The sequence below is a fragment of the Clostridium moutaii genome (assembly GCF_041205085.1).
Classification (GTDB): Bacteria; Bacillota; Clostridia; order Clostridiales; family Clostridiaceae; genus Clostridium_B; species Clostridium_B moutaii.
The window spans coordinates 104,767-117,481 of record NZ_JBGEWD010000009.1; the positions used below are offsets into that span (position 1 = coordinate 104,767).

The 12,715-nt window shown below is 30.3% G+C and carries 13 protein-coding genes and 1 riboswitch; of the genes, 5 read left to right on the plus strand and 8 right to left on the minus strand.

Annotated elements, in window-relative coordinates:
- Nucleotides 1-52: 52 nt before the first annotated feature.
- Together AB8U03_RS10745 and AB8U03_RS10750 are read right to left on the minus strand one after the other, a co-directional pair.
- Nucleotides 53-427, minus strand: a complete 375-nt coding sequence (locus tag AB8U03_RS10745) for a GrdX family protein (RefSeq protein WP_369704556.1) — start codon at nt 425-427, stop codon at nt 53-55.
- Between the two features lie 131 nt (nt 428-558).
- A riboswitch (glycine riboswitch) is annotated at nt 559-659 on the minus strand.
- 276 nt (nt 660-935) lie between these two features.
- The gene (locus AB8U03_RS10750; protein WP_369704557.1) at nt 936-1,682 is read right to left on the minus strand and encodes an ATP-binding protein; all 747 of its coding nucleotides are present in this window, start codon (nt 1,680-1,682) and stop codon (nt 936-938) included.
- A gap of 113 nt (nt 1,683-1,795) precedes the next feature.
- Between AB8U03_RS10750 and AB8U03_RS10755 the strand changes: the two genes are divergently transcribed.
- Both AB8U03_RS10755 and AB8U03_RS18080 read left to right on the plus strand, forming a co-directional pair.
- A complete protein-coding gene (locus AB8U03_RS10755) occupies nt 1,796-2,473 on the plus strand; it encodes a Crp/Fnr family transcriptional regulator (RefSeq protein ID WP_369704558.1) in 678 nt (225 codons plus the stop codon).
- A gap of 991 nt (nt 2,474-3,464) precedes the next feature.
- Nucleotides 3,465-3,944 carry a methyl-accepting chemotaxis protein gene (locus tag AB8U03_RS18080; protein WP_455423797.1) on the plus strand — a complete coding sequence of 160 codons (480 nt, stop codon included), beginning with the start codon at nt 3,465-3,467 and terminating at the stop codon, nt 3,942-3,944.
- A 205-nt stretch (nt 3,945-4,149) separates the two neighbouring features.
- Here AB8U03_RS18080 and AB8U03_RS10765 read toward each other — a convergent pair whose 3' ends face one another.
- Nucleotides 4,150-4,515, minus strand: a complete 366-nt coding sequence (locus AB8U03_RS10765) for an asparaginase (RefSeq protein WP_369704560.1) — start codon at nt 4,513-4,515, stop codon at nt 4,150-4,152.
- The gene (locus AB8U03_RS10770) at nt 4,493-4,597 is read right to left on the minus strand and encodes an asparaginase (RefSeq protein WP_369704561.1); all 105 of its coding nucleotides are present in this window, start codon (nt 4,595-4,597) and stop codon (nt 4,493-4,495) included. Before AB8U03_RS10770 ends, AB8U03_RS10765 begins: the two co-directional genes overlap by 23 nt.
- A gap of 266 nt (nt 4,598-4,863) precedes the next feature.
- Between AB8U03_RS10770 and AB8U03_RS10775 the strand changes: the two genes are divergently transcribed.
- Both AB8U03_RS10775 and AB8U03_RS10780 read left to right on the plus strand, forming a co-directional pair.
- On the plus strand, nt 4,864-5,415 hold the full coding sequence (locus AB8U03_RS10775) for a GNAT family N-acetyltransferase (RefSeq protein WP_369704562.1): 552 nt from the start codon (nt 4,864-4,866) through the stop codon (nt 5,413-5,415).
- Between the two features lie 76 nt (nt 5,416-5,491).
- Nucleotides 5,492-6,406: a DUF2156 domain-containing protein gene (locus AB8U03_RS10780; RefSeq protein WP_369704563.1), complete on the plus strand. Its 915-nt coding sequence runs from the start codon at nt 5,492-5,494 to the stop codon at nt 6,404-6,406.
- Between the two features lie 106 nt (nt 6,407-6,512).
- Here the strand turns inward: AB8U03_RS10780 and AB8U03_RS10785 are convergent, their stop codons facing one another.
- Nucleotides 6,513-7,868 carry an ATP-binding protein gene (locus tag AB8U03_RS10785; RefSeq protein WP_369704564.1) on the minus strand — a complete coding sequence of 452 codons (1,356 nt, stop codon included), beginning with the start codon at nt 7,866-7,868 and terminating at the stop codon, nt 6,513-6,515.
- Between the two features lie 138 nt (nt 7,869-8,006).
- Between AB8U03_RS10785 and larE the strand changes: the two genes are divergently transcribed.
- Nucleotides 8,007-8,825 (plus strand): ATP-dependent sacrificial sulfur transferase LarE, encoded by an 819-nt coding sequence (gene larE, locus AB8U03_RS10790; protein WP_369704565.1) that lies wholly within the window; start codon nt 8,007-8,009, stop codon nt 8,823-8,825.
- Nucleotides 8,826-9,035: 210 nt separating this feature from the next.
- Here larE and AB8U03_RS10795 read toward each other — a convergent pair whose 3' ends face one another.
- From AB8U03_RS10795 to AB8U03_RS10805, 3 genes are all read right to left on the minus strand, one after another.
- Nucleotides 9,036-9,635 (minus strand): nitroreductase family protein, encoded by a 600-nt coding sequence (locus AB8U03_RS10795; protein WP_369704566.1) that lies wholly within the window; start codon nt 9,633-9,635, stop codon nt 9,036-9,038.
- 195 nt (nt 9,636-9,830) lie between these two features.
- Nucleotides 9,831-11,672 carry an asparagine synthase (glutamine-hydrolyzing) gene (gene asnB, locus AB8U03_RS10800; protein WP_369704567.1) on the minus strand — a complete coding sequence of 614 codons (1,842 nt, stop codon included), beginning with the start codon at nt 11,670-11,672 and terminating at the stop codon, nt 9,831-9,833.
- 118 nt (nt 11,673-11,790) lie between these two features.
- On the minus strand, nt 11,791-12,645 hold the full coding sequence (locus AB8U03_RS10805) for a polysaccharide deacetylase family protein (RefSeq protein WP_369704568.1): 855 nt from the start codon (nt 12,643-12,645) through the stop codon (nt 11,791-11,793).
- Between the last annotated feature and the right edge of the window lie 70 nt (nt 12,646-12,715).

The following is a 12,715-nucleotide window of genomic DNA, read 5'->3' on the forward strand; positions in this document are numbered from 1 at the left end:
TGCTCTTTACTTTTATAACAATAAGATTCTTCTTATCTATATTATACATCTGCTAAAGTTTATATTTTACAAGATCATAATCTATTAAAGAAAAATCATCTAATATTTTTTGACTCCAGTGTGGAATACCATAATCTCGAAAAAATTTTTCAGTAGTATGAATCCCCCTTTCTATATAATTCAAAGAATTAATATCTATAGCATCTTCAGTTTTTTCAGTTATTATGATAGTTCTATATGGAGTTTCATTAGGTTTTATGCTGCTCATAAGTGGATGGGTTAATAATATATGATTGCCATGTATATAATTCCTAACTCTTTCCAATACATCCATAACAGTACCCTCTATAAAGTCTATTTTATATTTATCTGTCAACTCTTCTTTACACATGGGATTATTAGTAACCACTATTATCGGTTCTATCATATTCTTTCTCCTTTTCAAAATTTTCAGTTAAATCCACATAAAATTAAGGACAGGGTAAAAGAATTCTCTTTTACCCTGTCCCTTTTACCTGAGAGATTTACTCCGTCGGTGCTAAAAGCTTTCCAGAGTTTTGTCCTTTTTCGGTCCTTTGACCTGAGAGATTCATATTATTTAAGAGAAATAATACTTACTCCTTCGGCTATCCATTTAAGGATACTATAGAATGATATTCTATAGTTAAGTAGTTCTTCAAAGAAATTTTTCTATGAAACTTTTCTTTATAATAAGAAAAGCAAACAATATACAAAATTTAATTTAACTAATTGTTTAAATTTCTACTTAATCTCCCGAAAAATTCATCCAGCTTATAATTAAAATTTATTTCCTATTTATTTTAATTATATATTACATCTGAATACTTTTCTATATATTTCAATAAGATTACATATTCCATTTTTTTATATCATCTATAATATTAACGATATACTCATAATGTATCTTAACATAACTACTCACTTATAATCTCTCCTTCAGTGGATATTATAACTTCCCTATAAGGAACTATAGTTTGAGATTTCAGCATAGAATTTTTCACTGCATTTACAATTCCACCACAGCATGGCACTTCCATTCTCACTACAGTTAAACTTTTCAAATTGTTATTTTTTATAATCTCTATAAGTTTTTCTTCATAGTAGCTTACATCATCCAGCTTTGGACAACCTATTACCACAATATGATCTTTAATAAAATCTTCATGGAAATTTGCATAGGCATAAGCCGTACAATCAGCTGCTACCAGAAGATTTGCATTTTTTAAATAAGTTGCCTTAGGATTTATAAGCTTCAATTGAACTGGCCACTGCCTAAGTTCTGATATAACACCGACATTTTCTTCAGCATTAGCATTAACCTTCCTATTTACCTTTACTTTTGGCCTTGATGTCCTATCTATACTTCTAGCTGTTGTTCCAGGGCACCCGCAGGGCATAGAAATTTTAAAATTATGTTTGTCTTTTTCTCTTTTTCTTTCCATAACTAATTTCTCATCATAATCTTTGCTTTCCCTTTCAATTATATTTATTGCACCTGTAGGACACTCAGGAAGGCAATCTCCAAGTCCATCACAGTATTCATCACTTATAAGCTGAGCTTTTCCATTTACCAATTCTATGGCATTCTCGTGGCAGGCATTTACACACAAACCACATCCATTACATTTTTTCTTATCTATATTAACAATCTTTCTTTTCATTTAAATTCCTCCCTTGTTTTCATGTCTCTATTATAATAAAATAAAATTATATAATCCGTATCTTATGTTACCATTATAATTATAATTTAATATTAAATAGATTGGAGAAGAACATGGAAAATATTACTGATATATTGAGTAATTGCATATTAATGAAACATTTTTCAAAAGATAATATCAAAAATTTTCTCAAAGAAATAAATTATACCTCAATGCGCTATTTAAAGGGAGAAGTTATAGCTATCGAGGAATCAGATTGTTCAAAAATAGGAATAGTCATAAGCGGAACTGTGGAGGTACAAAAAATATTTTCCTCTGGTAAAGCTATTACTATAAGTAGTTTAAAAGAAAGCGATATATTTGGCGAGGTCATAATATTCTCCAATAGAAATACCTATCCTGCTACTATAGTTGCATCAAGCAATACATATATAATATTTATATCTAAAGAAAATATATTAAAACTCTGTAATCTATTTCCCCTATTTTTAAATAACTTTATGACTCTCTTATCTGATAAGGTACTTATGCTAAATAAAAAGCTTAAGAATATATCTTATGAAACCATACGTCAAAAAATTATTTCTTATATTTTAGATGAATATACCCATCAAAAAGACCTGAAAATAATTCTAAATTATACTAGAAAGGAAATGGCTGAACAGCTTGGAATTCCACGTCCATCACTTTCAAGAGAGTTGGCACACATGAAAAAAGAAAATTTGATAGATTTTGGCAAGAATTACATACTGATAAAAAATATAAATATTCTTGAAAATTTGTTATTTTAAAAAAGGAAACGAAAAACTTCGTTTCCTTTTTGTTTATTCTAACATATTCCTCTTCCACATCCACCACATAATAATAATAGTATTATTATTATTATTATTGAACTGCTTCCGCGTCTATCATCACAACATCTGTGTGACATAAAGATCCCTCCTTATTATCTTAAATTATAAATATATAATTTTAAGTTATCTTAATTTCTTATCTTTTGTTCTGCTATGCTATTAATTAGTCAGAATTCTTAAAATCAAATGCATTATATTTAGTAAAAAATCAAATGCCTGTTTACTAGATATATTTTACTTTTACACAATAGCAGTTTCCATCTAGCATCTTCTTCCCAAACTACCACAATCAATACCACAGCACAATATTAAGATTATTATTATAACCAGTACTTCTTTTCCACTTCCTCTATTACCACAACCACAACCTTTGCGTGACATAAAGATCCCTCCTTGTCATCTTTAATAATTATATTATTAGGTACTCTTTTTTTTCATCATGTGTTCTATACTTTTATAATATTAATCAGCCTAGTAAATGTGACTTTTATTTTTTAAAAATAATTAAAAAATCCTTTTATTTGTGTTATTGTATAGTTGTATATAATAAATATTATTATTAAAATTTGGGGGAGAGATTATGGAAAAAATTAAAATTGAAAATAAACTTCAACAAGCCTTTGATACTTTAATACCCTATATGCAGTATTTTTTTGATGATGAGATAGCCTTTACCATGTCAAATACAACTCATTTTATAAAAGTTGTAAATAGTAAAAATATAAACATGAATGCGAAAGCTGGTGATCCTCTAAGGCCAACGGGAGCTGCCTATGAATGTATAAAAGCTAGGAAACCTGTCTCAACCATGGTCCCCAAGGAGACCTTCGGCTTGGAACTAAAAGCCATAGGAATACCTGTGGAAGAGGATGGTAAAATACTGGGAAGTATAGTCCTTGCGAAAAGCGCAAAAAGACATTATGAATTTATGGAAGTGTCTAAAATATTGTCAGACTCCATAGAAAATATTTCAAAAGCTTCAGGCATATTATCTTCTGGAATAGAAAATGCTGCGAAATCCAATGATGATATATTAAATGAGGTAAGGGATGCTTTAAATAAATCAGAAAACACCGATGAGGTATTAAACTTTATAAAAAATATAGCTTCTCAAACTAATCTGCTTGGTTTAAATGCAGCTATAGAAGCTTCAAGAGCTGGAGAACATGGAAAAGGATTTTCAGTAGTGGCAAATGAAATAAGAAAATTGTCCAATTCAAGCAGTACATCTATAAATGAGATAAACTCAACATTAACTGAAATAAAAAAATCTGTAAATAATATTTCCCAGGGAATTTCATCTACAGCTGATACCTTTAAAAATCAACTATCTGAAATACAGCAACTGGATGCTTCAATAAATAGTCTGACTACATTGACAAATAAGCTAAAAGAATTATCAGAATAACTTTTAAATACATATACTTATACAACCTAAGTTCTAAAGCTTAGGTTGTATAAATTATAACAGGTTCTTTTATTTTTCAGCATTCTAAACACAGTAAATGCCATGCCAAATAGACAAAATACAGCTGTGCAAACATAAACAACCTATAGGCATCCCAGCTGTTCCCTGTGATATTTTCATTGCAGGCTGTAGATAAAAATGAACTTCAGAAATTTTTCTTTAAGCTAAAATCAGGAAATACCTCTCCTATTTTTTCTCCCACGTTGTTTAAATTTTTTCCATATCTATATTTATTTAATACATTTTTTTCATTTTGGTCTAAAACATTTAAATCTTCTAGGCATTTAACAACTGTAGGCCATATTGCTCTAGTACTTCCATCTTCTATTTTAATCGCTATTCCTAAATTCATACCTTTAATTCCAATACAATACATACCTTCTGCCCCAAACTTTCCAATGATCTTATTAGTGTTTTTAATAACTTCAGTACAGAATCCATTAGTACCTGCTATCATCTCAGGCGCATTATTTACAGCATTAAATATTCTATCTGCAGACAAGATTACCATTACTATCTACTACTGCTATATCCGCTCTGTGAACACTTTCAACCAAAGGCCCTCTTGTAACTTTAACAACTATTTCTGACATAAAAATTCCTCCAATAAATCTAAATTATAATTAAGTATTCTACCTGAACTTTTCTTTTAATATAAAAAAAGTTTCACATATTATCAACGTTCATATGAATTCTATATTATAGTAAGCAAAAATATATTATAATATATAAAAGATTAATATTCGAGAAATTATTTTCAGTGAGATTTTACATAAGATATGGATTAGGTTATAATAACTATGTATAAAAAACCATTATCTTTTAATTCTAACTTTTTTTACAAGGAGTGACCTATGTTTTGATTAAAAATTTGTTGAATGGCTCTAAAATAGAACTTGCTGCCTTTAAAGATGCTGACCTGACCTATTTAGAAAAGTGGTACAACGATATCTACTTTTTAAGAAATTTTGACATGATACCGGCTTTTCCAAGAAGTTCCCAGGAATTAAATTTTACATTAAAAAATTTAAGGGAATCCAATGATAAATTTATGTTCTCAATAAATTCCATAGAAAATGGAAAAATAATAGGGATCACAGGTTTTGAAAATATATTATGGAATAATGGAACTGCAACAATATATATAGGTATTGGTGACAAAAACTATATAGGCTGTGGAATTGGGAATGAGGCTTTACATCTAACCCTGGAATTTGGATTTGAAGAATTAAACCTTCACAAAATACAGCTTACTGTTTTATCTTATAATAAACCTGCCATAAGACTTTATGAAAAATCAGGATTTAAAAAAGAAGGAACCTATAGAGAATTTATTTATAGAGATGGAACCAGATATGACATGTACCTTTACGGAATACTAAGATCTGAATGGGAAGCCACTATAAAATAACAAAGGAGGTACTCTCAGTAAATAATAAGTATTACACAATTTTATATGTGTGCTATTTATTAAACTGTGAATTTTTATGCTTACATTTAAACCTATTACTATAGATGATAAAATCATTTTTGATAAATACTTAAATCACTACAATTTTGATACCTGTGAATATTCTTTCACCAATCTTATCATATGGAGAAAAGGCTGTGATATTAAATATACCATTTACAACAATACCCTTATTATAAAGAAAAGAGATTTTAAAGGTAATTATCATTTCATGCAGCCTATAGGCTATACTGAAAAGAATCTAAAAGTTATAATAGAAGAACTACTTAAATATAGGGAAAAACATCCCATGGCTTATCTATTCAAGGATGTCGAGGAAAAGTTCTTAAATGATTTAAAAGAAATTTATGGTGACAATATTAGTGTAAAAGCTGATATAGATAACTTTGACTACATTTATACAACTGAAAAGCTGATTACTTTATCCGGGAAAAAACTTCATTCTAAAAAAAATCACTACAATTATTTTACAAAAACCTATGACTATGAAGTTAAAGACTTCTTTGAACCAAATGTGAAATCAGATATTGAAAATGCCGCTGAGAGCTGGTACAGGGAAAAAAACAATGGAGATAAATATTTAGAATACGAGTTAGACGGCACAAGGGAAATCATAAACAATATGAAACTTCTGAATTTGGAGGCAATGGCAGTATATGTAGAAGATAGGATAGCTGCCTTTACAATAGGGGAACAAATCAATGATGATATGGGAATTATACATATAGAAAAGGGTGCTTCTTCCATAAGGGGAATATATACTTTTGTAAATAAAACCTTTGTAGAAAATTACTTATCTACTGTTAAATATATTAACAGAGAACAGGACTTAGGTGTTCCCGGCCTTAGAAAGGCCAAAAAATCATACCATCCTGTAAAAATGGCAGAAAAGTATTGTATCAACTTTTCTACCACTATTGTCTTCAATTAAATAAAACAACTATAGTTAAAAGTTGAAAGTGTTAGCTGATTTTCAATAAATACCCAAAATCTTCATTTACCATTAGCTTTTAACTTTTAACTATTTACTTATTATTCTAAAATTTTTCCTGACATCCTTCTATCCAATCCACAAATTGTCTTGCAGTTCTTGCAGAACGTCCATTATACCAGCGTTCCCATTTAAGTGCCTCACTATAAAGCCTTTCTCTATCAATATTTAATTTTCTTTTTTTAGCAATACCCTCTACAATTTGTAAATACTTAACTTTGTCTGGAGATATAAATACCACATTTATTCCAAATCTATCCGCCAATGAGAGCTTTTCCTGTACGCTATCCTCTCTATGAACTTCTTCATCAAAATCAGAAGCTCCTCTCTCACTAAAATACTCTTTTACAAGGTGTCTCCTATTGGAAGTGGCATATATCAATATATTCGATGATTTATTTTCGAATCCTCCTTCAAGCATTGATTTAAGTGCAGTGTAACTTTCCTCATTATCTGAAAAAACTAAATCATCTACAAATATGATAAATTTCTCCGATTTGTTTTTCAGCTTTCTTATTATTTCTGGGAAATCCTCCAGATATGCTTTAGGCAGTTCAACCATACGCAGTCCCCTGGTATAATATTTATTAAGGATGGCCTTAACTGTGGAGGATTTACCTGTCCCTCTATCTCCGTGAATCAACACATTATTGGCGGGAAATCCCTCTAAAAATTGTATTGTATTTTTCTCTACTATTAAATGTTCCTTTTCATAGCCAATAAGATCTGAAAGTTCAATAGGATCTGGATCTTCAATTCCCTTGAAACATCCTTTGCCATCAATATGTTCCCAGACAAAAGCTCTATAATTTGCAAATATACCGCATCCGTAAACATTATGGAATTCTGCAAGATCATCAATACACTTACTCCATTTACTGCTGCAATGAAAACTCTTTTCTATTGAGCTTATATGTCTGGGATAATTTTCTTCTTTAAAATCATCTTCCATTTCCAATTGAGGAAATTCCTCAATTATCTTTTTAAACAAATCCTTGTCAAAACACTTTAATAATTGACCCCTTATGTTAAAAAAACTTAATTCTGCAGCACACTGAAATTTTTCAAGATCCTTAGCCGCTGCATCTTTAATCATATTTTCATTTCCTTTGAAACTCCCCCTCTCAGCACTTAATGAAAAATAATTTTCACTAAAAATTATTTTATCAATAATATAATTTTTTAAAGAAAAGTATCCGCTTTCAGTCAAATTAAAGAAAAAACCGTTATACAAATTGGCAATAGATTCTATATTGACTTCCCCCCTGTCAATATAATCGAGAAAATTCTTCAAACTACCTATTACCTTATCCTGAAGTAAATTTCTATAAATAGAAATTGAATCTAAAGCTAACTTTGCATATTTTATGTCAAAATCTGCTTGAAAATTTATGTTTTTCATAAATAGCCCCCTAAAATAAATTATTTATAATTTATTTTATCACATTAATTATTAAAATTCACAACCTATAAGCTCGAAAAGTGAAGTATTATGTTATAATAAATATAAATAAAAATAGTTATAAAGTAGAGGTTGATTATGAGTACAAAATTAAAAACATTAAAAGAAAATCTTAAATCACTTGAAAGCGTATTAATAGCATTTTCTGGCGGAGTTGACAGTACATTTTTATTGAAAGTGGCACATGATGTCCTTCAGGACAAAGTCCTTGCTGTAACTGCAACTTCATCTACATATCCTAAGAGAGAATTGAATGAGGCTAAAAAATACGCAAAATCCATAGGAGTACGGCATATAATTATCCCATCAGAGGAACTTGACATCAAAGGTTATTCTCAAAACCCTGTTAACAGGTGTTATTATTGTAAAAAAGAATTGTATTCAAAATTAAAAAAGGTTGCAGAAGAAAATGGTATAAAATTTCTTTTAGACGGCTCCAATTTTGATGACATTGGCGATTATAGACCTGGAATGAAAGCCGCAAAGGAATTAGGTGTATTAAGTCCACTAAAAGAAGCAAAATTAACTAAGGAAGATATTAGAACCTATTCTAAGGAAATGTCATTGCCAACCTGGAATAAGCCTTCTTTCGCATGTTTATCATCAAGGTTTCCCTATGGAAATGAAATAAACAGTAAAAAATTGAAAATGGTAGAAGATGCGGAACAGTTTTTATTGGATTTAGGTTTTAGACAGGTTCGAGTAAGACACCATGGAGAAATTGCAAGAATTGAAGTTGCTCCAGAAGAAAGAATTAAATTTTTTAATTTAGATATTATGAATAAAGTGGGTAAAAAATTAAAGGAACTTGGATTTACTTATGTTACTTTAGATATTTTAGGATACAAAACAGGAAGCATGAATGCCGTATTAAAAAAAGCTGTACAAATCAAGTGATTGTTACGTGCAGTTAGGCTTGCCCATAAGAAATGCTTTTCATATGTGGTTCTAAAGGAACTTTATCTAGTGACTACCAAGGGATAAAATAAAGCTACTGAAATCGTATAAGTATAAAAATAACGGGAAACACACCTAGATTTTTGTGCAAATCAAATCTAGATGCGTTTCCCGATTCTATTTGAGGAATTGAAGAAGCTGCTTTTATGTTTACTTAAATACTCTTACTCTATCCTCCAATGGCTTGACTTCTTTTTCTCCAGCTTCTGAAGTTGGCTTTCCAAAAGGGAGCTGTGCAATTAATTTCCAATTATCAGGTATATTATATGTTTTTTTCACTTCTTCATCTATAAGTGGATTGTAATGCTGCAGAGAAGCCCCCAAACCCTCTACTTCCAATGAAGTCCATATTATATATTGAAGGATTCCGGAACCCTGCTGTGACCAAATAGGAAAGTTATCTTTATAAAGGGGAAAGTTTTTTTGCAATTCTGATACAATATCTTCATCCTCAAAGAATAAAACAGATCCATAACCACTGCGGAAAGAAGCAATTTTTTCTGCTGTCTTTGAAAAGCTTTCCTTAGGAACTATCTTTCTAAGTTCTTCCTCTGTAATATTCCATAACTTGTCATGATTTTCACCTAATAAAACTACTACCCTTGCACTTTGAGAATTAAATGCCGATGGAGAATTTTTTACAGCCTCATTGATCACTTCCATTATTCTATCATCTGAAATAACTTTTTCTTTATTTATACCATAAATAGTTCTTCTATGTTTTACTGCACTATAAAAATCTTTACTCACTTTACATACCTCCAATTTAATAATGATTCTTTATTAATATTAATTATACACTATTCTTAGGAAAAATCAATATAAACAAGTAAAATTTTTCTAAATCTTTTACTCAGGGTGATTATACTGTCTTTGATGTTTTTCTATATCAGTTATTTTAGTTGAAAAAAAATTACTGGTCAATGCCAGTAATTTTCAAATCCTTTAAAACTCTATTTTAACCTTATACTCCTTAAGCCATACATTTACTTGAATCAAATAAGCTAATAATTGGGGTCCTCTCATAAGCTGCCCAAACCATGGAGCTTTAAAAGAAGAGCCTCCTGTCTCTATTAAAGTTTTCACAGCCTCTTTATCTATAAGAGGAAGTATAGGAGAAGTTTTATCATCCATTATATCCTGCATCCACTTCTGAACTATTTTAGTATATTCAGGATTATGAGTCTTAGGATAAGGACTCTTTTTTCTTTTAATAATATCTTCTGGTAAAATTCCCTCCAGGGCTTTTCTAAGCAGCCCTTTTTCTCTTCCCTTATAAAATTTTATATCAGAAGGTATATTAAAAGCATATTCCACCAGTCTATAATCTGCAAAAGGAACTCTTACTTCAAGACTATTTGACATGCTCATTCTATCTTTTCTATTTAATAAAGTGATCATGAACCACTTTATATTTAAATAGAACAACTCTCTCATACGATATTCTATCTTTGACTCTCCATCCAAATGAGGAACCTGCTTTATAGTACCTTTGTACTGTTCATTTAAATATTCATCTAGATTAAGAGATTTCAATTCATCTGATAAGATTTCTTTTCTCGAATTTACAGATTTTGACCAAGGGAAAGTATGTGCATTGATATCTTCAGGTCTCCTGTACCATGGATATCCACCAAATATCTCATCCGCACATTCTCCTGACAGTGCTACTGTATTATCTTCTCTTATCCTTTTACAAAAAAGATATAGTGAGGAATCAATGTCTGCCATACCTGGAAGATCACTGGCTTTCACCGAATTATACAGAGCATCGGCTAAATCCTTGCTGGTATTTATAATTCCGTGATGGTGACTATTTATATACTTCGACATCTTTAAGGCCCATACCTTATCTGAAGTAGGCTCAAAATCATTTGCTTTAAAATATTTATCATTGTCTTCATAGTCAATGGAATAAGTATTCAAAACTTTTCCCTGCTTTTTGAATTCTGATGCTGCTACAGTAGATATGACACTGGAATCAAGTCCTCCTGAAAGAAATGTACAGACAGGTACATCAGCTACAAGCTGTCTTTTTATAGCATCCACCAAAAGTGTTTTTACATGCTCTGCTGTAGTTTCCACATCTTCATTATGAGCTTTACACTGTGGTTTCCAATATTCTTTTATTTTTAATCCATCCCTATTATATATAAGATAATTAGCCGGCGGTACCTCATATATATTCTTAAATATACCTCCACCAAGAGATCTTGCAGGCCCTAGTGCAAATATTTCAGTTAATCCTTCTCTGTCAACTACCGGCTCAATAAGTGGATGAGCTAAAATAGTCTTTATTTCTGAACCGAATATAAATGAATCATTCTTTATTGTATAAAACAAAGGCTTTACTCCCAATGGGTCTCTTGCCATAAACAACCTTTTTTCATTTTCATCCCATATTGCAAAAGCATATATACCATTCATATATTTTAAACAATCTATTCCCCAATGTATATAACTTGTAATAAGTACCTCCGTATCAGAATAGGAGTCAAAAGAATATCCCTGTTCTACAAGTAATTTTCTCAGATCCTCTGTATTATAAAGTTCTCCATTATATACCATTATATATTTTTTATCATTTACTTTTTTTAACATGGGTTGAGCACCACCAGAAGGATCTACAACTATCAGTCTTCTATGTCCTAATAGTACATTTTTTGAATAATAATATCCTTCATTATCAGGTCCTCTTTCTTTTAACGTATTTGTCATGTTTAAAATCGCATCTCTATTTTTAGAGATGTCCTCTTTTAAGTTAATCCATCCTGCAATTCCACACATAGAAGTCCCCTCCGAATAAATTATTAGTATAAAGCTACTTATAATTTATGATTTAAAAGCAGATATGTGCATGAATTAATAAACTTATGCACATATCCGGATAAATTCTCTGTAATTTTTAATTCAATGTCTCAAAAGTATATCCTCTTGATTTTAAATATTCTATTACTTTGGGAAGAGCTTGTACTGTTGTAGTTTTTGCAGCTGCATCATGCATTAAGATTACCACCGTATCATGATTAGTATACTTCTTCAACTCATTCATTAAATTGTCTACAGGTATATTATTGCCACTGGCATCTCCAATCCAATCATTCCAATCCACATAATGATATCCTGCCTTTGTAATAGCATCCTTAAATGGATTCATATTTAAACCACGGGTATTAAAGGATCCCCCCGGGAACCTTACAAGTTTTAGATCATAATCCCTACCTATTACTGACCTGAGTATTAGATTGCACCTGTTTACATCATCAACAAATAAAGAGGGATTTTGTCTATATTTTAATTGATGACTATAAGTATGGTTTGCTACTACATGCCCCTCTTTTACTTCCTCTTTTACCAGGTCTTTATTTATTTCGGCATTTTTCCCAATTAAAAAGAAAGTTGCCTTTATATTGTTTTTATTCAATATCTCAAGTATCCTTGGAGTATTATTTAATGAAGGCCCATCATCAAAAGTCAAATACGCCACCTTTTCACCATCTTTTCTCTTTTGCTTCCATGGCATATATACTCCTGCAGGCTGAAAAGTTGTAAATCTATTTTTTATTTCATCATTCTTTAAATTTTTATTCTGTATTTCCGTATTTCTATTGAATGTGCTTAAAACAGCCTGTTTTTTTAATGCAACTCTACTTCCTATAAAAAATCCACAGAAAAAAACAATTAAAGATAAAAATAATACCACCAATTCGTTTTTTCTTTTAATTTTACTTTTTTTCATTTTATTTTGATATTCATTCACAAATGTCATCTCCCCAGTAAAATTCTATCATTACAATCAAATTAACGAACTAAGAAATAGATTGCTAAAT

Bases quoted from the DNA above. Each gene is read 5' to 3' on its own strand.
- larE (WP_369704565.1), top strand. From the start codon at position 8,007: ATGAGTACAAAATTAAAAACATTAAAAGAAAATCTTAAATCACTTGAA.
- AB8U03_RS10785 (WP_369704564.1), bottom strand. From the start codon at position 7,868: ATGAAAAACATAAATTTTCAAGCAGATTTTGACATAAAATATGCAAAG.
- AB8U03_RS10770 (WP_369704561.1), bottom strand. From the start codon at position 4,597: ATGTCAGAAATAGTTGTTAAAGTTACAAGAGGGCCTTTGGTTGAAAGT.
- AB8U03_RS18080 (WP_455423797.1), top strand. From the start codon at position 3,465: ATGGAAGTGTCTAAAATATTGTCAGACTCCATAGAAAATATTTCAAAA.
- AB8U03_RS10750 (WP_369704557.1), bottom strand. From the start codon at position 1,682: ATGAAAAGAAAGATTGTTAATATAGATAAGAAAAAATGTAATGGATGT.
- AB8U03_RS10780 (WP_369704563.1), top strand. From the start codon at position 5,492: ATGCTTACATTTAAACCTATTACTATAGATGATAAAATCATTTTTGAT.
- AB8U03_RS10765 (WP_369704560.1), bottom strand. From the start codon at position 4,515: ATGGTAATCTTGTCTGCAGATAGAATATTTAATGCTGTAAATAATGCG.
- AB8U03_RS10745 (WP_369704556.1), bottom strand. From the start codon at position 427: ATGATAGAACCGATAATAGTGGTTACTAATAATCCCATGTGTAAAGAA.
- AB8U03_RS10755 (WP_369704558.1), top strand. From the start codon at position 1,796: ATGGAAAATATTACTGATATATTGAGTAATTGCATATTAATGAAACAT.
- asnB (WP_369704567.1), bottom strand. From the start codon at position 11,672: ATGTGTGGAATTGCAGGATGGATTAACTTAAAAGAGGACATCTCTAAA.